Source organism: Faecalibacterium prausnitzii, from assembly GCF_019967995.1.
GTDB classification, from domain to species: Bacteria; Bacillota; Clostridia; order Oscillospirales; family Ruminococcaceae; genus Faecalibacterium; species Faecalibacterium prausnitzii_E.
The window spans coordinates 2909549-2927423 of record NZ_CP065377.1; the positions used below are offsets into that span (position 1 = coordinate 2909549).

General features: G+C 62.2%; 17 protein-coding genes and 2 tRNA genes. 12 read left to right on the forward strand and 7 right to left on the reverse strand.

Features of this window, described 5'->3' with window-relative positions; translation table 11 throughout:
* Positions 1–11: 11 nt before the first annotated feature.
* The 3 genes from I5P96_RS14010 to I5P96_RS14020 all read left to right on the forward strand — a co-directional run bounded on the left by I5P96_RS14010 (position 12) and on the right by I5P96_RS14020 (position 3155).
* The gene (locus I5P96_RS14010; RefSeq protein ID WP_223382626.1) at positions 12–1367 is read left to right on the forward strand and encodes an MATE family efflux transporter; all 1356 of its coding nucleotides are present in this window, start codon (positions 12–14) and stop codon (positions 1365–1367) included.
* A gap of 83 nt (positions 1368–1450) precedes the next feature.
* Complete coding sequence (locus tag I5P96_RS14015) at positions 1451–2227, forward strand: hypothetical protein (protein ID WP_223382627.1); 777 nt, start codon at positions 1451–1453, stop codon at positions 2225–2227.
* A 274-nt stretch (positions 2228–2501) separates the two neighbouring features.
* Complete coding sequence (locus tag I5P96_RS14020; protein ID WP_097791299.1) at positions 2502–3155, forward strand: phosphatase PAP2 family protein; 654 nt, start codon at positions 2502–2504, stop codon at positions 3153–3155.
* A 49-nt stretch (positions 3156–3204) separates the two neighbouring features.
* Here the strand turns inward: I5P96_RS14020 and gluQRS are convergent, their stop codons facing one another.
* From gluQRS to I5P96_RS14035, 3 genes are all read right to left on the reverse strand, one after another.
* Complete coding sequence (gluQRS, locus tag I5P96_RS14025; protein WP_223382628.1) at positions 3205–4149, reverse strand: tRNA glutamyl-Q(34) synthetase GluQRS; 945 nt, start codon at positions 4147–4149, stop codon at positions 3205–3207.
* Positions 4146–5456, reverse strand: a complete 1311-nt coding sequence (locus I5P96_RS14030) for a M18 family aminopeptidase (protein ID WP_223382629.1) — start codon at positions 5454–5456, stop codon at positions 4146–4148. The genes gluQRS and I5P96_RS14030 overlap by 4 nt, the downstream gene beginning before the upstream one ends.
* A gap of 250 nt (positions 5457–5706) precedes the next feature.
* Complete coding sequence (locus I5P96_RS14035) at positions 5707–7248, reverse strand: PTS transporter subunit EIIC (RefSeq protein ID WP_223382630.1); 1542 nt, start codon at positions 7246–7248, stop codon at positions 5707–5709.
* Positions 7249–7504: 256 nt separating this feature from the next.
* Between I5P96_RS14035 and I5P96_RS14040 the strand changes: the two genes are divergently transcribed.
* Entirely contained in the window at positions 7505–8107 is a 603-nt protein-coding gene (locus tag I5P96_RS14040; RefSeq protein WP_223382631.1) for a hypothetical protein, read from the forward strand.
* Positions 8108–8160: 53 nt separating this feature from the next.
* Here I5P96_RS14040 and I5P96_RS14045 read toward each other — a convergent pair whose 3' ends face one another.
* The gene (locus tag I5P96_RS14045; RefSeq protein WP_118553883.1) at positions 8161–9285 is read right to left on the reverse strand and encodes a DUF362 domain-containing protein; all 1125 of its coding nucleotides are present in this window, start codon (positions 9283–9285) and stop codon (positions 8161–8163) included.
* A 162-nt stretch (positions 9286–9447) separates the two neighbouring features.
* The gene (locus I5P96_RS14050; RefSeq protein WP_097791294.1) at positions 9448–10278 is read right to left on the reverse strand and encodes an undecaprenyl-diphosphate phosphatase; all 831 of its coding nucleotides are present in this window, start codon (positions 10276–10278) and stop codon (positions 9448–9450) included.
* A 248-nt stretch (positions 10279–10526) separates the two neighbouring features.
* Between I5P96_RS14050 and I5P96_RS14055 the strand changes: the two genes are divergently transcribed.
* The 8 genes from I5P96_RS14055 to I5P96_RS14090 all read left to right on the forward strand — a co-directional run bounded on the left by I5P96_RS14055 (position 10527) and on the right by I5P96_RS14090 (position 15311).
* Positions 10527–10940: a potassium channel family protein gene (locus I5P96_RS14055; protein WP_223382632.1), complete on the forward strand. Its 414-nt coding sequence runs from the start codon at positions 10527–10529 to the stop codon at positions 10938–10940.
* 61 nt (positions 10941–11001) lie between these two features.
* Positions 11002–11667 (forward strand): potassium channel family protein, encoded by a 666-nt coding sequence (locus I5P96_RS14060; protein ID WP_223382633.1) that lies wholly within the window; start codon positions 11002–11004, stop codon positions 11665–11667.
* Positions 11664–12095, forward strand: coding sequence for a PH domain-containing protein (locus I5P96_RS14065; protein WP_223382634.1), 432 nt, complete (start codon positions 11664–11666; stop codon positions 12093–12095). The genes I5P96_RS14060 and I5P96_RS14065 overlap by 4 nt, the downstream gene beginning before the upstream one ends.
* On the forward strand, positions 12092–13471 hold the full coding sequence (locus tag I5P96_RS14070; protein ID WP_223382635.1) for a PH domain-containing protein: 1380 nt from the start codon (positions 12092–12094) through the stop codon (positions 13469–13471). The genes I5P96_RS14065 and I5P96_RS14070 overlap by 4 nt, the downstream gene beginning before the upstream one ends.
* Entirely contained in the window at positions 13468–14124 is a 657-nt protein-coding gene (locus I5P96_RS14075; protein ID WP_118553888.1) for an HAD family hydrolase, read from the forward strand. Before I5P96_RS14070 ends, I5P96_RS14075 begins: the two co-directional genes overlap by 4 nt.
* A 108-nt stretch (positions 14125–14232) precedes the next feature.
* Positions 14233–14901, forward strand: a complete 669-nt coding sequence (locus tag I5P96_RS14080; RefSeq protein ID WP_118553889.1) for a hydrolase — start codon at positions 14233–14235, stop codon at positions 14899–14901.
* Between the two features lie 170 nt (positions 14902–15071).
* Positions 15072–15148 (forward strand) — tRNA-Met (locus I5P96_RS14085).
* A 91-nt stretch (positions 15149–15239) separates the two neighbouring features.
* Positions 15240–15311, forward strand: a tRNA-Glu gene (locus tag I5P96_RS14090).
* Positions 15312–15590: 279 nt separating this feature from the next.
* On the opposite strand, the gene serS is transcribed toward I5P96_RS14090, so the two are convergent.
* Complete coding sequence (serS, locus tag I5P96_RS14095) at positions 15591–16922, reverse strand: serine--tRNA ligase (protein WP_223382636.1); 1332 nt, start codon at positions 16920–16922, stop codon at positions 15591–15593.
* Positions 16923–16998: 76 nt separating this feature from the next.
* Positions 16999–17874: a ParB/RepB/Spo0J family partition protein gene (locus tag I5P96_RS14100; RefSeq protein WP_223382637.1), complete on the reverse strand. Its 876-nt coding sequence runs from the start codon at positions 17872–17874 to the stop codon at positions 16999–17001.
* Between the last annotated feature and the right edge of the window lies 1 nt (position 17875).

Below are 17875 nucleotides of genomic sequence, written 5' to 3' on the forward strand. Positions count from 1 at the left end.
GAGGAGGAACTATGACAACCACAACAACCAAGCCGCTGTTTACCCGCAAACAGCTCATCGCCCTGCTGCTGCCGCTGATCGCCGAGCAGGCGCTCAGCGTGACCATCGGTCTGGCCGATACCCTGATGGTCTCCTCGGTCGGCGAAGCGGCCGTGTCGGGCGTCAGCCTGGTGGACTCATTCAATGTCCTGATGATCCAGCTGCTCAGCGCGCTTGCCACCGGCGGTGCCGTCGTCGCCAGCCAGTACATCGGCCACCGGGAACCGAAGAACGCCAAGGCCGCCGCCGCCCAGATCCTGTTCATCATGATCTCGCTCAGCACCGTGGTCGCCGCCGTGGTAGCGGTGGGGCGGCACGGCATCCTGCGGGGCATCTTCGGCTCCATTGACGCCGACGTCATGCGCTACGCCGAGACGTATTTCCTGCTCTCGGCGCTGAGCTATCCCTTCATCGGTGTGTACAACGCCGGTGCTGCGCTCTTCCGCGCACAGGGCAACAGCAAGATCAGCATGCTGTCCAGTCTGGTGATGAACGTGGTGAACATCGGCGGCAACGCCGTGCTCATCTTCTACTTTAAAATGGGCGTCATGGGTGCCGCGCTGGCCAGCCTTGTCTCCCGGATGATCGCCTGCTTTGCGGTCATCTACCTGCTGGAAAAGCCCGGCTGCCTGCTCCGCATCGAGCACCTGACCGACCTGAAGCCCGACCTGCCCCTCATCCGCCGCATCCTGCGGGTGGGCATCCCGGCCGGCATCGAGAACGGCATGTTCCAGATCGGCAAACTGTCGGTCTCCAGCCTGACGTCCACCCTCGGCACCTCGGCCATTGCGGCCAACGCCGTGGCGGGCAACATCACCACCATCCTGAATGTTCCGGCCATCGCGGTCGGCATGGCGGTGCTCACCGTCATCGGCCAGTGCCTGGGTGCAGGCGAAAAAGAGCAGGCCAAACACTACGCCCGCCGCTTCCTGCTGGTGGCCTACGCCGGTGCCTGGATCATGAACCTGTCGGCCTGCTTCTTCCTGAACCGCATCACCCTGTCCTGGTTCAACCTCTCCCCGGAGTCCAACGCCATGGCGCTGCAGGTGATGGTCTGGTTCAACATCATCTCGTTGTTCATCTGGCCGTCCAGCTTCACCCTGCCCAACATCCTCCGCGCCGCCGGCGACGCCACCTTCACGATGACAGTCAGCGTCTTCTCCATGTGGGTGTTCCGGGTGGGCTTCTGCTACCTGATGGTCCTGGGCCTGCACCAGGGCAATCTGCTCAGCATCTGGGGCGGCATGTTCCTAGACTGGCTGTTCCGCTCCCTCTTCTTTGCCATCCGCTTCTTCAAGGGGAGCTGGCTGGAAAAGAAAGTCATCTGAGCCTGTGCTTCCGGATTGCTTTCCGGCCCGAAAACGTGTAGAATAGAAAGCAGGAAACGATCGGATGAAAAGGAGGCGCTCTGATGAAACATTCTCTGACCGCACTTTTGCTCACGCTGGCACTGTTCTGCTGCCTGCTGACCGGCTGCGGCCCGACGCCCGATGTTCCGGGCGGCAGCGAAGGCAGCAACGGCTCTTCTTCGGGCAGCACCAACTCCGGCACCGAACCCGATGATTCAAACGGCGGCGGAGTCTCCGCCCCGAAATTGCAGCCGTCCATTATGATGGAATCGTTCAGTGCCTATCACGATGCAGCCGGTGAGGACGTTGCGCGCTGTGTTTTCCGGGCGACCAACCCCAATACGGCATACAGCGTTTCCCGTGCACGTGTCGACCTCACCCTGAAGGATGCTGCCGGAAATGTGCAGGAGACCACGTATTTCATGCTTCAGACCATCGCACCGGGCGATACGGTCCGCTTTGCCTATACCTACAAATGCAAGAAGGGCGTTCCGGCCAGTGCGGCACACACACAGCCCAGCACGACCGCTTCCAGCTTCCAGCCTTCTGCGGAGGCTGTCCGTTCTTCCGACCTTCATGCTGTCGTAACGGGCCATTCCACGACTTCCGGGCTGAATTATACGGTCATTTCCGGCACGGTGCGCAATCTGAGCAAATACACCTGCAACCGCACCCGTGTATCGGTCATTCTGAAAAAGAACGGCAAAGTCGTTTCCTCTGACTTTGTCCTGCTTACGACTCCCATTCCATCCGGAAAGGAAAGCTCTTTCTTCATTTCCCACGCCAGCGATATCGGGTTCGACCCCGCTGAGACCGAAGTCGTTGCCATCCCCTGGTAATATCTGTTTTCCCAGCCAGCCGCGCAAGCGGCTGGTTTTTTTGTACCCTTTTGCAGGAAGATCCGATTCTGGATCGTATTCCTTTCAGAGAGGGCGGTTCCGGAGCCGTTCTCTCTCCCTGAAATTCCCATGTCGCACAAATTTTTCACAGATATTTTAGAGAAGTTGTCCTGTTTAGGGCTTGTTTTTGCGCGATGACCGGCGTATAATGATACGCTGCTAAGAACTTTAAGAAGGCTCTGCCTTCCAACTCCAAGCAAAGGAAGTGTGTTCCATGCGAAACTGGTTTTCCCGCCATCCCATCTGGTTCATGGCGTTCTATCTTGTGTTTTATCTCTCGGTGTTCCACTGGCTCGAAGTCAACATCACCGTGCCGGAAGTCTGGGTCCACTGCCATCTGGATGACCTCATCCCCTTCTGCAAGTATGCCGTCATCCCCTATCTGGCGTGGTTCATCTGGATCCCGTTCACCCTGTTCTATCTGCTGTGGAAGGCCCCGCGCGCGGACTTCTGGCGGCTCTGCCTGCCGCTCTTTGCGGGCATGACCATCGCGCTGGCGGTCTATGTCATCCTCCCCAACGGGCTGGACCTCCGCCCCTACCGCGTCTACGGTTCGGACATCTTCGCCCGGATCGTCCGTCAGCTCTACTCCACCGACACTGCCACCAATGTCTGCCCGTCCATCCATGTCTTCAACTCGGTCACTTTGATGATGGCCTACTACCGCAGCCGCATCTTTGAGGAGCCCCGCCGCCGCTGGATGCGCCCGGCGTCTGCGGTGCTGTGCCTGTCCATCATCGCCTCCACCGTGCTGCTCAAACAGCACAGCTGCATTGATGTGGTCATGGGCATCCTGCTGGCCATGGCAGTGGACAGCGCCGCCTCCTCGCTGGAGCGGAGCGAGTACCGCATTTTGCAGAATCCCTGAGCTTCATACAGCAAAAAAAGCACCTGCGGCGCAGGTGCTTTTTTGCTGCTTAAAACAATCCTTCCGGCAGGCAGATGTCGTGCCGGGGGACTTTTTCCCATGAAAAGTCTGCCACGAGGCTCTCCGGTGTGCGGGGGGCAGGTTCTTCCTGCAAGCCGTAGGCGTAGGCCAGTTTTCCCACGATCTCTTCGGCGGTGTATTTTGCCCGGAGGTTCTCCAGGCTCTGGTCGCCGTCCCGCTTGGACAGCCGCCGCCCATCCGGGGCCAGCAGCAGCGGGCAGTGGGCAAACTGCGGGGCCGTCAGGCCCAGCAGACGGTACAGATAGAGCTGCCGCGCCGTGGAGGAGAGCAGGTCTGCCCCGCGCACGACTTCGGTGACGCCCATCCGGGCATCGTCCACGACGACGGCCAGCTGGTAGGCGAAGACGCCGTCCGCCCGGCGAAGGTAGAAGTCGCCGCAGTCCCGCAGCAGGTTCTCGCTGTGGAGGCCCATGCAGCCATCCCGGAAGGTGATGACCTCATCGGGCACTCTGAGCCGGTAGGCCGGTGCCTTGACCCGGCGCTTTTCCGCGATCTGGGCAGGCGTCAGGTCCCGGCAGGTGCCGGGATAGATGACATTGCCGTCCGAGGTGTGGGGCGCACTGGCCGCATGGAGCTGTGCGCGGGAGCAGAAGCAGGGGTAGACCAGCCCCTGCGCTTCGAGCATCTGATACGCGCGGGTGTAGATCTCTGCGCATTCGCTCTGGTAATAGGGGCCGTGGGGGCCGCCCCGGCTCCCGCCCTCGTCCCAGACGAGGCCCAGCCAGGCCAGGTCTTCTTCCAGCAGGTCTGCGTATTTCCGGGGGCAGCGCTCTGCGTCCAGATCCTCGATGCGGAGGACGATGCGCCCGCCCGCATGTCTGGCGCTCAGCCAGGCCAGCAGGCTGCACGCAAGGTTGCCCAGATGCAGCCGCCCGCTGGGGCTGGGGGCAAACCGCCCGACGACCGGGCTCACAGGCCCAGCTTCCACTCGCCATCCTTCGGCTGAGAGATGGGGGTGTTATAGAATTCGGCCACGGCCTTGGCCATGTACTCGGCGTCGATGCAGCTGGCGGTCTCCATGGAAGAGTGCATCGCCAGCTGGGCCAGACCGATGTCCACCATCGGGATCAGGATCTGGTGGCCCAGCAGGTTGCCCAGCGTGGAGCCGCCGGGAACATCGGCGCGGTTGGACGCGAACTGCACCGGCACACCGGCCTTCTGGCAGATGGCGCTGAAGGCCGCACCGGTCAGGCCGCTGGTGGTGTAGGTCTGGCGGGCGTTGGATTTCAGCAGGACGCCGCCGCCCAGCGTGGCCGGATGGGCCGGGTCGCTCTTTTCGGGGTGGTTGGGATGGGTGGCGTGGCCGTTGTCGGCGCTCAGCAGCAGGCTGTTGGTGCAGGCGCGGATGCTCTGCTCACGGGTGACGCCCAGCTTTTCTTCGATGCGGGCCAGCACATCGCCCATGAGGGTGCCCTGTGCACCCTGACGGCTGGAAGAACCGACCTCTTCGTTGTCGAACATGACCCAGATGTCGCCGCGGCCTTCCTCTTCGCCGCGGCCCTGCAAAAAGCCCCACAGAGTGGTGTAGGCACACTCCAGGTCGTCGATGCGGCCGGACATGAAATACTCGCCCTTCAGGCCCACGCGCACGGCCTGCTCACAGGTGCAGAGCATGAGGTCGCTGTCGAGGATGTCTTCGGCCTGGACGCCGGCCTCCTCGGCCAGCACCTGCCGCAGGGTGGTGCCCGCCGCACCGAAGATGGGCTGCAGATCGACCTGCGGGTTGTAGTTCTTCCCCTTGTTGACCTCGTGGTCAAAGTGGATGCAGAGGTTCGGGATGCAGGCCAGCGCACGGTCCGGATGGACGAGAATGCTCTTCACGCCGTTCTCCGTCCGGACAAGGATGCGGCCCGCCACGCTCAGGGGACGGTCCAGCCAGGTGGGCATGATCATGCCGCCGTAGCCCTCGGTCTCGGCGCGGGCAAACACGGCATCCTTGCCGCCGTCCAGCTCCTTGATCTTCCAGGCGGGGGAATCGCTGTGGCTGGCCGTGACATGCCAGCCGGTCAGCTCCCCTTTGGGCATCCGCCAGGCCAGCACCGCCGAACCGTTGCGGGTGGTGTAGTATTTTCCGCCGGGCACCAGCTCCCAGGCTGCGCTTTCGGGGCGCTCCTCATAGCCGTTGGCCTCCAGAATGGCCGCTGCGGCGGCGGCAGAGTGAAAGGCGCTGACGCCTTTGTTCAAAAAATCAAACAGACCCTCTAGTTCAAACTTCTGCATCTTGGGTTCTCCTTCTGTTTATTTTGTTCTCAACCTCTCAGCCGAGCCTTCGGCCCGCCAGCCATTCCCCTTCTGGCGTTTACACGCCACCTCCCCCGGCCGGGGGAGTCTTTCCTAATAGGGGAGCCTCTGGCGTATCCAGCAAGTTTCATCCGACTGCCAATGCCTCCCCTATCAGGGGAGGTGGCATCGCGCAGCGATGACGGAGAGGTTCGTTCCAATTATATCCCTTGCATTTCCAAAAAGCAACTCAGACCGCCGCACACTGTTCCAGCTCCTGCTCCACGGCCCGGCGCACCTGTGCTGCCTGCAAGCCGCAGACCAGCTGCAAATAGGGGCCGTCCTGCACCAGCCCTTTATGGGGCATGGCCAGCAGCGCCGCCGTATCCAGCCGGTCGGGATCTTTCACGGTGATGCGCAGCCGGGTGAAGCAGTTGTCCACCGTGCAGATGTTCCCCGGCCCGCCCAGCGCCGCCAGGAGCCGCCGGATGCCTTCCGGGTCGATCTGCCGCGCGGCTGTTTCCCTCTCCGGTGCCCGGCCGGGCGTGGGCAGGTCGAACACACGGATGATGGCCGAAAAGACCACCGCATAGGTCAGGATCTCCAGAACGCCCAGCAGGTAGAGCAGCGGGACGCGATGCGTCTGCTGCGGGGCGGCGCTCAGGTTGAACACCAACGAACCCAGCAGGTTGGAGGTGAACGCCCGGACCTGCAGCGCATTCAGCAGGACCATAAAGCCGCCTGCAAGGGCCGCATGGAGCACCCACAGCACGGGCGAGACGAAGCAGAACAGGAAATCGACCGGTTCGGTGATGGACGCCAGCGACGCCGTGACCGCCAGCGGCAGGATGGCCGCAACCGTGCGCTTCCGGCGCTCCTTTTTGGCAGTGAGGATGAACGCCGCCGCGATGCCCAGATAGCCGAACGTTTTGGTGAATCCGGTGTACATCCAGACGACGTCATCGGTCAGGGGCAGGCCGTAGGAGTATTCCGCCATCGTGACCGTATAGGCTCCCGTGTAGGTCACCGAACCCACCGTCATGGAACCGCCCAGCGCCGAGAACTGGAACGGCATATAGATGAGATGGTGCAGGCCGGTGGGGATGAGCAGCCGTTCGAGGAAGCCATACAGAAAAACGCCCGCATGGCCCGAAGCTGCGATCCAGCCCGTCATGGCGCGGATGCCCTCCTGCAGGGGCGGCCAGACAAAGCAGACCGCCATCCCGAACGCCGCCGCAAAAGCCGCGATGCACAGGAACGACCACCGCAGACCCGAATACACCTGCGTGACAAGCCCGGTGAACTGCGTTTCGCAGGTGCGGTCAAAGATCTTCGCAGCGGCAAAGCCCAGCAGGATGCCGCCCGTCACACCGGTGTCCATGACCTGGATGCCCAGGATGCTCGTCTGACCCGTGGCGGCAAGGCCGGTCAGGCCGTCGGCCTCGGCCAGGCGGCCCAGGATCTCCAGCGTCGTGTGGTTGGCCGTCAGGAAGACGAGATAGGCCATGAGGGCCAGCAGTGCGGCCTCCTGCTTTTCGGTGCGGGTGCGCGCAGCGGCGATGCCCACGCAGAGGAAGATGCTGAGGTTGTTGATGATCGCCATCATGCTGTTGTACAGCAGCCCGCCCGCAAGGCGGATCGGTGTCCAGTTCAGCACCGGGAGCAGCTGGCGCAGCGGGCTGCTGGTGAGCAGTGCCCCCACCACCAGCAGCAGGCCCGCCGCCGTCAGATAAGACAGCGGGTCCAGAAGCGCCTGCGAGACTCCTTCGAGCTTTTGCAGGAATTTCTGCACTTGTTTGTCCTCCTTTCCGGCATGGCGCACCGGCCAGCCCATTTTATTTTACGAATGAATTATACGAGACAGCGCAAAAATTGTCAATCCTGCCCGAAGGCAAAAATTACTGTCAAAGTTTGTACACTTTGCACAGGACGGGTTGAAATTCGTCCTGTGCACGACAATTGACAACCGCGCAGCGGAACAGTATACTAGAGCTGTACCCAGAGCTCCCCCGGCTTTGACCGGGAACCGATAAAAGGAGGAACACGCTATGATCCGCAACCGTATCCTTTCCCTGCTGGTGTGTGCAGCCCTGCTCGCCTGCCTGCTGGCCGGATGCAGCACTTCGTCCGAAACCGACGGCGGCGAGGCCGCTTCGTCGTCCAGCTCCGCTGCGTCCAGCGAGAGCATTCCCTCTTCCACGGCACAGGCCAACACCGGCAAGCTGACCCCGAATCTGGATGAGAGCGACAATTCCATCTTCTCCCCCGCCTCCACAGAGGACGCCTTTGCGCCCTGCCTGGGCTGGGGCCCTGGCGTTTCGGGCTGCTCGCTGAAGTCGGTCATCGCGGCGGATTCCCTGCTGAGCTGGGCCGAGAACGGCAATCTGGCCATGCAGACCACCGATGTCATCGAAGACGCCTATACCGAGTGGTACGACAGCCTCTCCACCGATGAGCAGGACAGCTTTGCAGACGCCTGGCCCCTCATCAAGGAGGACGCCAACGCCCTGCTGACCGACACGTCCAGCATGACCGGCCGCATCGAGGATGCCGGTCTGAACGCCAAAGAGCTGCCCGACTGCTCGGAAGAGAACTGGCAGGCCCTGCAGGACGTCATCGACGCCCTCGTCCCGGCATCCAGCGAATATTAAGTCCAGCAAACAGAACGAGCCACGGCGAAACGCCGTGGCTCGTTTGCGTTATCTCAGACCTTTTTCAGGGTGTACCGGCGGGTGCCCATGCCGATCTTTTCGGCCTGTTCCAGCGTTGCCTTCCACTCGATGTTCGGGTTGGAATCCTTGAAGTGGTCGTGGTGGCAGTTCCAGCCCGGCTTTGCAAGGTTCTGGCCCAGCTGGCTGTTGGGCAGCGGCGCAGCGGCAAGGCAGGCATCCACGCAGGCCTGGTCCAGCGCCACCGGGTCAAACGAGGCGAACATGCCGATATCCGGCAGGATGGGCGCATCGTTCTCGCCGTGGCAGTCGCAGTTGGGGCTGATGTCCTGCACAAGGCTGATGTGGAAGGTCGGGCGGTCATAGCAGACTGCGGCGGCGTATTCGGCCATCTTACGGTCCAGCATCTCGTTGGCGCTGTCGCACTGGGAATAGATGGCGTCGAAGTTGCAGGCACCGATGCAGCGGCCGCAGCCCTTGCACTTGTCCTGGTCGATGACAGCCTTGTTCTGCTCGTTGTATACAATGGCGTCGGAGCCGCACTCCTTGGCGCAGCGGTGGCAGCCGCGGCACAGGCTCTCCTGCACGGCCGGGTGGCCGGAAGCATGCTGCTCCATCTTGCCCGCGCGGGAGCCGCAGCCCATGCCGATGTTCTTGATGGCACCGCCGAAGCCGGTGGACTCGTGGCCCTTGAAGTGGGTCAGGCTGATGAAGACGTCCGCATCCATGATGGCGCGGCCGATCTTGGCCGTCTTGCAGTATTCGCCGTTGGGCACCGGCACCTCGACTTCATCGGTGCCGCGCAGGCCATCGCCGATGAGGATCTGACAGCCGGTGGTCATGGGCCAGAAGCCGTTCTCCTGCGCACAGGCCAGATGCTCCAGCGCATTCTTGCGGCTGCCCGGATACAGCGTGTTACAGTCGGTCAGGAAGGGCAGACCGCCCTGCTCCCGGCACAGGTCTGCCACCACCTTGGCGTAGTTGGGGCGGAGGAACGCCAGGTTGCCCAGCTCGCCAAAGTGCATCTTGATGGCAACGAACCTGCCGTCCATATCAATGGTTTTGATGCCCGCCGCAAGGCACAGACGGCGCAGCTTGTCCGTCAGGCTGGTGCCCACCGGACAGCGGAAATCCGTAAAGTAAACAGTCGATCCTTCCATTGCAGTCTCCTTTTGTTTTGGTTGAATCCTGCGGCGCTTCCCCGCCGCCGGGGTCTCTCTTATGTTTTCAGTATAGCACAGCCGGTGGATGGGTGCAATTCTGTGGACGCAAAATGCCCCGCAGCTGGCAGGCGCACTGCACAGATACGGGGCAGAATTTCTTTATGCAATGGCGCTGACCGCAGCGACGGCCAGGACGATGACGCCCAGAACGATGCGATACAGGCCGAAGAACTTGAAGTTGTGGCGCTTGACGTAATCCATCAGGAAGCGGATTGCCGCCAGGCTGACCACGAAAGCCACGACACAGCCCGTGACGAGGACGGCGACCTCCGACCCGGTGATGGCTGCGCCGGAAAGGGCGAACTTGACCACCTTCAGCAGCGAAGCACCTGCCATGACCGGGATGGCCAGATAGAAGGTGAACTCGGCCACGCAGGCACGGGAGAGACCCAGCAGCAGGCCGCCCACGATGGTGGCACCGGAGCGGGAGGTGCCGGGGATGATGGCCAGCATCTGCCACACGCCGATGAGGAAGGCTTCCCGGTAGGTGATCTGTTCCAGCTTGGCCACATGGGGCGCGGTGCGGCGGTTCTCCACCACGATGAAGAGGACGCCGTACAGGATCAGCATGGCGGCCACGGTGATGTAGTTGTAGAAGTGCGCCTCGAACCAGTCGTCCAGCGGGCTGATGACCAGCACGGGCAGGGTGGCAGCCACCACCTTGAACCAGAGCTGCCAGACTTCCGGCTTGGACGCCACCCGGCCGTGCCGGATGCCGAAGGGCCAGAGCTTGTTCCAGAACAGCACCACCACCGCAAGAATGGCACCCAGCTGGATGACCACGCGGAACATGGACATGAACTCTTCGCTGGCGTTGAAATGGATGAGCTGTTCCACCAGGATCATATGGCCGGTGGACGAGATGGGCAGCCACTCGGTGATGCCCTCCACGATGCCCATCAGGATGGCTTTCAATATTTCAAAAAACATTTGGTTCCTCCTGTGCAGCGCAAAACGATGCGCTGATCGTTTGTCGATTTCAGACTCTCCGTTCAGTATACCATACTATGCGGTCTTCCGCACGGAAATTTTCAAATTTTTACAGTTCCGCCCCGGTGACAGCTTCTCTATTTATCTGTGCCGGGAAATATGCTATACTGGGGGCAGCTCCATTTCCCCTTTGTGGAACCATTTTGACGCAGGATCTTCTGCGTTCTGAAAACAGCGAGGTATCATCCATGAACATTCTTGTCATCGGCTGCGACCAGGTGGGTGCCGCCCTGGTGCGCGACCTGGAACACATCGGCCACGACATCTCCCTGATCGAGAAGGACTCTGAGCAGCTCAAGCGGCTGGACAGCTTCGACGATTACAACTTTGGCGGCACGGCTCTGGTGGGCGACCCCACCGACCCCGACGTCCTCAAGCAGGGCGGCATCGAGAACTGCGACGCCGTGGCTGCCGTCAGCGAGGACGACTCGGTGAACCTGATGGCGGCACAGATCGCCAAAAGCATCTTCCAGCGCGAAAAGGTCCTCTGCCGCGTCTCGGACCCGCATCTGCAAGTGCTCTACCACAAGGTCTACGGGCTGGAGACCATCTGTCCCACCATCCTCACAGAACAGGCCGTGTTCCGGGCACTGGCAAAGTAAAGCCTCTCCGGCCGCTTTGCGGCGGCAAGAAGATAAACTTTAAGTAATATCGAGGTTTTGTATGAAAGTTTGTATTGCCGGCGGCGGGCGCGTGGGGCGGTATCTGGCCCAGAGCCTGCTGGCCAACCACCATTCCGTTGTCATCATCGAACCAGTGGAAGCGCAGTGCCGGATGCTGGCCGACCAGCTGGACATCCCGGTCATCTGCGGCGATTCCATCAATATGGATACCCTGCACAGTGCCGACGCGGCCAGCTGCGACGCCTTTGTGGCCGTGACCGGCTCGGATGAGGACAACCTCATCGCCTGCCAGATCGCGAAGCGGGAGTTCGGCGTCGGCCGCACCGTGGCCCGTGCCTCCAACCCCAAGAACCGGGAACTGCTCCACACCCTCGGCGTGGACACCGTGGTCTGCGGCACCGACAACCTGAGCCACATCCTGGAGCGGGAGATCGAGACCGACACCATCCGCCAGCTGCTCTCGCTGGGCGGCGGCACGGCCAGCCTGAACGAGATCCTGCTGCCGGAGAACTTCCTCTATGCGGGCAAGGCCATCATGGACATCCCCATCCCCGGCGATGCCATCCTGGTCAGCATCACCCGCGACACCGAGCTCATCATCCCCCACGGCAACACCGTCCTGCTGCCGTGGGACCGCATCCTGCTCCTGACGCAGGATGACACCCTCCACCTGCTGACCGAGGCGTGGGGGCTCAGCGGCAAATGACCGAGCGGGAGCTGCGCCGCACGGCGCTGGTCATCCCGCCCAAGGGCCGGGCGGTGCTCTGCATCTGGGCAGCCGCCGCCGGGCTGTTCCTTGCGCCGTTCGCCTTCTGGCAGAGCGTGTCCGCCGGGGCGGTCTTCTGCCTGCTCTGGGCCGTGCTCACGGCCCTGCTGCGGGCGCGGGCCTGCAGCTATGCTGCCGTGCTGGGGGAACACACCCTGACCATCTATGCCGGCATCGCCTTTCCGGTGCGGCGGGTGGTGCCCCGCCGGGCCGTGACCGGCATCCAGCAGTTCCGCTCGCCGCTGCTGCGGCTGGCCGGCGTCACGGTGCTGGTCATCTCGGCTCCCGGCGCACGGGTGCTGGTGCCTGCCGTGCCCGCCGCACAGGCGGCGGCGCTGGCCTGTGCCCTTGCGGAGGACGCCCCATGACCGAACATCGTCTGCACCCCTTTGCCGCCCTGCGGGTCCTCCGCAAAACGCTGGTGCTCTATCTGGTGCCGCTCCTCCGCGTGCTGTTTGAGCGCAACTGGGCGGCGCTGCGGGCAGCGCTCCGGCAGGATCTCATCCTCTTTCTGCTGGTCTGTGCGCTGAGCTGGGTCATCCTCCACGCGAGCAGCTGGTCTTTGGACGAAAGCGGCACCTTCTGCCTCCACTGGAAGCTGCTGTTCCGGTTCGACCGGACGGTGCGGGGCGCTTCGCTGGCAGCCCTGACCATCGAGCGGCCGTTTTATTACCGGCTGGCCGGGGCCAGCCGGGTGACGCTCTATCCCGTGGGCGAGCCGAAACAGCGCACCCTGACCCTCTGCCTCCGCCGGGCCGATGCGCAGCATCTGGCCGACCAGCTGCTCCCCATCGAGGCCCCCAGCCTGCACCGGCCCAAAGGCGGCGAGCGGGCTGCGCTGGGGCTGCTGGGGGCCAACAGCCTTTCCACGCTGGCGCTCTTTCTGCTGGCCATCCGGCAGACGCAGCAGGGCCCGGACCGCTATGAGCTGGCCTTTGCGCAGATCAACTTTCTGGCCGGGCTGGCGGCACGGTGGCTGCCCGCCGGTGCGGCCTGGCTGCTGGCCTTCTCCGGCTTTCTGCTGGGGCTGAGCCTGCTGCGCAGTTTTGTGCAGACGGTGCACTACGAGGTCTGGCACACCAGCACCCAGATCGGCAGCCGCGGCGGCTGGCTGGACCGGTTCGAGTGCCGGGTGAAGAGCGACCAGATCAGCTTTGCCGATGTCCGCCTTTCCCCCTTTGCCCGGCTGATGCGGCGCTGGCCGGTCTTCGTGACGGCGGGCAGCTGCTCCCCGGAGCTGCCGCTCTTCGTTTACCGTTCCGGGGAGGAAGCGCTTTTCCGGGAGCTTCTGCCCGAATTTCGGATGCCGCCGGACCTTCTGGCCCGGACGGAACAGCGCAGTCTCATCTTTTTTGCTCCCGCCGGAGCACCCTTTGCCCTCTGCGCCCTGCTCACCCTCATCTCCCGCTCCACCCTGCCCGGCCTGACCGTGACCTTGCTGTTCCCCACCCTTTTCTTTGCGGCGGGGCTGGCGGGCGGCGCGATGGGCTACCGGCGGGAAGGGGTCTGGCTGCGGGAGGGGCGTCTGACCCTGCGGCGGCAGCGGGGCATCTATCTGCACAGCATCTGCGTCTTCCATCCGGACATCTGCCTGACGGCCCGGCAGTCGCCCTGGGCCGTCCATGCAGACCGCACCAATCTGACCGTCGCCTTCCCCGGCTTTGTCCGGCTGACGGTGCGCAGCATCCCGTGGCGGGACGCACAGAAATGTTTTGAATTTTTGGAAAGAAGTCGAATCTTATGATAAAAACGATCCTTTTTGATCTGGACGGTACCCTTCTGAACACCATCGACGACCTGGCCGATGCAGGCAACTGGGTCTGCGCTCAGCACGGCTGGCCCACCTTTACGGTGGAGCAGTTCAAGCACATGGTCGGCAATGGCATCCCGAAGCTGGTGGAGCGCTTTTCGCCCGCCGATGCCCGGTCGCCCGAACGGCTGGCCGCGACGCTGGCCGAGTTCACGGCCCGGTACGATGCCCACAAGGAAGACAAGACGGCACCCTATCCCGGCATCCCGGAGCTGCTGGACGCCCTGAAGGCCGAAGGCATCCAGACCGCCGTCTTTTCCAACAAGGCCGACCCGCTCTGCGGAAAGATCATCGCGCACTACTTCGGCACCGGTCGGTTCGAGCTTGTCCGGGGCAACCGCCCGAATGTGCCCACCAAGCCTGACCCCACCGGCGTCTATGCCCTGATGCAGGACCTCGGTGCAGAGGCCGCCAGCACCCTTTTCGTGGGCGACAGCGATGTGGATATCCTGACCGGCCACAACGCCGGTCTGCCCGCCATGGGCGCGCTCTGGGGCTTCCGGGGCGAAGCGGAGCTTACCGCAGCCGGTGCCGATGCGCTGGCCGCCGTGCCGATGGACATTCTGGAATTTGCCCGGAGAGGGTGATTTTTGTTTTCATAAAGTTTACGGGCAGTTCATTGCATTCCGGGGCCTTCTTTCTTATAATTTGATTCAAATTTGAATCACACCGGAATCATCTGGAGGTATCCCCTTATGGCAGCTGAAAAGAAAGCATCCCCCAATGTCGAGAGCCGCCTGCGCCACAACATCCTGAAAATGCCGCAGGAGGTCTATCAGGCCAGCGGCATCGTCATCAACGGTCGGCGGCTGAAAAGCTTCGTCTTCACCACCGACCTCGCCATCATCCGCAACTGCGATGCCGACGCCGTCTTCGCCGTCTATCCGTTCACGCCTCAACAGGCCATCAGTGACGCCATCATCAAGGCCTCTTACATCCCGGTGTTCTGCGGCGTGGGCGGCGGCACCACCCACGGTGTGCGCACCCTGAACCTGGCCCGCGACGTCGAGAGCCAGGGTGCCATGGGCGTCGTGCTCAACTCCCCCATTTCCGACCTGAATCTGCTGGCGGTCTCGCGGGTGGTGGACATCCCGGTCATCATCACCGTGACCAAGGCGGACACCGACATCCGTGCCCGCCTCGAATCCGGCGCGTCCATCCTGAATGTGGCTTGCAGCACCGACACGCCCCGCATCGTGAAAAAGATCCGCGATGCGTTCCCGGATGTCCCCATCATCGCCAGCGGCGGCAAGACCGGCGAGAGCATCTCGGCCACCATCGCCGCCGGTGCCAACGCCATCACCTACACTCCGCCGTCCCCGGCCATCCTGTTCAAAGAGATGATGGAAAAGTACCGGGAGTGACGGCACGGAAAACGCCCCATGTTCGAGCGGCTGCGGCAGTGCAGCCGCTCGTTTTTTCGGGCTGTACCGGAGATCTGAAAAAAATTTGATTTTTTTAGAAATAATTGTTGACAAACAGGCGAGTTCTGGATATAATAATAAAGCACCGTTCAAGTGCGCAAACAAAATATGGCGGCATAGCTCAGTTGGCTAGAGCATTCGGTTCATACCCGAAGTGTCACCGGTTCAAATCCAGTTGCCGCTACCAAGTTACAGAGTTTCGCTAAGATAAGGGGGACGGTCGTCCGCAATAGTGGATGATGAATGTCGGAGGTTTTAGCGAAGCTCTGTATTTATAAGGCCCGTTGGTCAAGCGGTTAAGACACGGCCCTTTCACGGCTGTAACATGGGTTCGATTCCCGTACGGGTCATAAAAGCGTTCAAGCAAAGGCTTGAACGCTTTTATTTTTTGCCCGCATGGGAATCGAACAGGGCGGCGGTGCGAAGCACCGTAAGCAATCAGCCCTGCAGGCTGTTGCTTAGCCCGCGGGTCCCAGCGTACCAGGAATGTCTACGAGGCGAGACTGCCGTGAAGAAATCGTCCCCCATCAACAGCAAACACCCCGCTCGATCGTCTGCGTCAGCAAACGGTAAAGCGGGGTGTTTTCAACATCTTATTGCATTGTTGTGGAAAACTGTGTGGTCAGCTCTCAGCCCTTCTTGTGGGTCGGGACCATGACCTCCAGGCCGCCCATGTAGGGCTGCAGGACCTTGGGGATGGTGACCGAGCCGTCGGCCTGCAGGTGGTTCTCCAGGAAGGCGATCAGCATACGCGGAGGTGCCACGCAGGTGTTGTTCAGCGTGTGGGCCAGATAGGTCTTGCCGTCCTTACCCTTGACGCGGATGTGCAGGCGGCGGGCCTGTGCATCGCCCAGGTTGGAGCAGGAACAGACCTCGAAGTACTTCTGCTGGCGGGGGCTCCAGGCCTCGATGTCGCAGCTCTTGACCTTCAGGTCTGCCAGGTCGCCGGAGCAGCAGTTCAGTTGACGGACGGGGATCTCCATGTTGCGGAACAGCTCCACAGAGTTCTTCCACAGTTTCTCATACCAGTCGGCGCTCTCTTCGGGGCGGCAGACGACGATCATCTCCTGCTTCTCGAACTGGTGGATGCGGTAGATGCCGCGCTCCTCGATGCCGTGGGCGCCCTTCTCCTTGCGGAAGCAGGGGCTGTAAGAGGTCAGGGTCAGGGGCAGCGTTGCCTCGTCGAGGGTCTGGTCGATGAAGCGGCCGATCATGGTGTGCTCGCTGGTGCCGATCAGGTACAGGTCCTCACCCTCGATCTTGTACATCATGGCGTCCATCTCCGGGAAGGACATCACGCCCTGCACCACATTGCCGTGCATCATGAAGGGCGGGATGACATAGGTGAAGCCCTTGTCGATCATGAAGTCACGCGCATAGGCCAGAACGGCCTCGTGCAGGCGGGCGATGTTGCCCAGCAGATAGTAGAAGCCATTGCCGGCCACGCGGCCTGCGGCGTCCATATCAATGCCGTCGAAGCTCTCCATGATCTCGGTGTGGTACGGGATGGGGAAATCGGGCACGACGGGCTCACCGAAGCGCTGTGCCTCGACGTTGTAGGTGTCATCGGGACCGATGGGCACGCTGGGGTCGATCATCTGGGGGATGGTGTACATGATCTCCTGGATGCGGGCTGCAAGCGTCGCCTCCTCGGCTTCCAGCTCTGCCATCTTGTCTGCGTCGGCCTTGACGGCGGCGTTGTTGGCGTCGATCTGCTTTTGCAGCTCAGCCTTCTGTGCCTCGTCGGTGCACTTCTTCAGCTGGCCGAACAGCGGGCCGTTGGCCTTGCTCAGCTTGTTGCGGGCAGCCTTGAGGGATTCGACCTCCTTCAGGCACTCACGGTACTTGGCGTCCTTCTCAACGACCTCGTCCACGAGGGGGAGCTTGGCGTCCTGGAACTTCTTCTTGATGTTTTCCTTGACCGCGTCCGGGTTCTCACGGACAAATTTGATATCAAGCATGATTTACTCTCCTTACTCTATTTCATTCGCGCGGGGGCGCATCGTCCCCGTGCCGTTCAAAGGCGGGAGCCCGCCCTCAATCGCATGATTGTTGATACTGGCCCAGCAGGTTTGCAAAGGCCCGGAGCTGTTCGTCCGAATAGAAATGCACCGTCAGCCTGCCCTTGCCGCCATGATATGCAACGTTGACTTCGCTGCCCAGCACCTCTTTCAGGCTCTCCTCCACCTCCACCGGCAATGTGTCGATGGGGGCCGGTTCGGCGGGGCCTTTGGCGGGCCGTGCCAGCTTTTTGCAGAGCACTTCGGCCTGCCGGACGTTCAGTTCATGGTCGGCGATCATCTGCGCAGCCTGCTCCTGCAGCTCCGGCGTGGGCAGGCCCAGGATGACCTTGGCGTGGCCGGTGTTGATGAAACCGCTCTTGAGCAGCTCCAGCACATTTTCCGGCAGGTTCAGCAGGCGCAGGCTGTTGGCCAGCGCACTGCGGCTCTTGCCCAACTTCCGGGCGGCCTGCTCCTGGGTCAGGTCGCAGCGGGTCATCAGCTCACGGATGCCCATGGCCTCTTCCACCGGGTCCAGGTCTTCGCGCTGCAGGTTCTCCACCAGCGCGATCTCCATGGCCTGCTCGTCGGTGACGTCCTTTACGACGACCGGCGCTTCGGTCAGGCCCGCCATCCGGCAGGCCCGCCAGCGGCGCTCGCCTGCCACGATGAGGTAGCCGCCGGATACCTTGGGCCGCACCGCGATGGGCTGGATGAGGCCATGCTCGGCGATGCTGGAGGCCAGCTCGGCCAGTGTCTCGTCATCAAAGGTCTTGCGGGGCTGGTCGGGGTCAGGCTCGATCTCCCGCAGCGGCAGGGTCTCGATCTTTGCATTGTCGGGCTCAAAGCTGGGCGAAACGTCCTCGAACAGACTTTCCAGCCCTCGGCCGAGGCCCCCTCTTTTCTTTGCCATC

What these genes read in the sequence shown, in the direction of transcription:
- I5P96_RS14015 (WP_223382627.1), top strand. Translation starts at nt 1,451, where the DNA reads ATGAAACATTCTCTGACCGCACTTTTGCTCACGCTGGCACTGTTCTGC.
- I5P96_RS14070 (WP_223382635.1), top strand. Translation starts at nt 12,092, where the DNA reads ATGACCGAACATCGTCTGCACCCCTTTGCCGCCCTGCGGGTCCTCCGC.
- I5P96_RS14065 (WP_223382634.1), top strand. Translation starts at nt 11,664, where the DNA reads ATGACCGAGCGGGAGCTGCGCCGCACGGCGCTGGTCATCCCGCCCAAG.
- I5P96_RS14045 (WP_118553883.1), bottom strand. Translation starts at nt 9,285, where the DNA reads ATGGAAGGATCGACTGTTTACTTTACGGATTTCCGCTGTCCGGTGGGC.
- I5P96_RS14055 (WP_223382632.1), top strand. Translation starts at nt 10,527, where the DNA reads ATGAACATTCTTGTCATCGGCTGCGACCAGGTGGGTGCCGCCCTGGTG.
- I5P96_RS14030 (WP_223382629.1), bottom strand. Translation starts at nt 5,456, where the DNA reads ATGCAGAAGTTTGAACTAGAGGGTCTGTTTGATTTTTTGAACAAAGGC.
- I5P96_RS14060 (WP_223382633.1), top strand. Translation starts at nt 11,002, where the DNA reads ATGAAAGTTTGTATTGCCGGCGGCGGGCGCGTGGGGCGGTATCTGGCC.
- I5P96_RS14050 (WP_097791294.1), bottom strand. Translation starts at nt 10,278, where the DNA reads ATGTTTTTTGAAATATTGAAAGCCATCCTGATGGGCATCGTGGAGGGC.
- I5P96_RS14075 (WP_118553888.1), top strand. Translation starts at nt 13,468, where the DNA reads ATGATAAAAACGATCCTTTTTGATCTGGACGGTACCCTTCTGAACACC.
- serS (WP_223382636.1), bottom strand. Translation starts at nt 16,922, where the DNA reads ATGCTTGATATCAAATTTGTCCGTGAGAACCCGGACGCGGTCAAGGAA.
- I5P96_RS14020 (WP_097791299.1), top strand. Translation starts at nt 2,502, where the DNA reads ATGCGAAACTGGTTTTCCCGCCATCCCATCTGGTTCATGGCGTTCTAT.
- I5P96_RS14040 (WP_223382631.1), top strand. Translation starts at nt 7,505, where the DNA reads ATGATCCGCAACCGTATCCTTTCCCTGCTGGTGTGTGCAGCCCTGCTC.
- I5P96_RS14100 (WP_223382637.1), bottom strand. Translation starts at nt 17,874, where the DNA reads ATGGCAAAGAAAAGAGGGGGCCTCGGCCGAGGGCTGGAAAGTCTGTTC.
- I5P96_RS14080 (WP_118553889.1), top strand. Translation starts at nt 14,233, where the DNA reads ATGGCAGCTGAAAAGAAAGCATCCCCCAATGTCGAGAGCCGCCTGCGC.
- I5P96_RS14010 (WP_223382626.1), top strand. Translation starts at nt 12, where the DNA reads ATGACAACCACAACAACCAAGCCGCTGTTTACCCGCAAACAGCTCATC.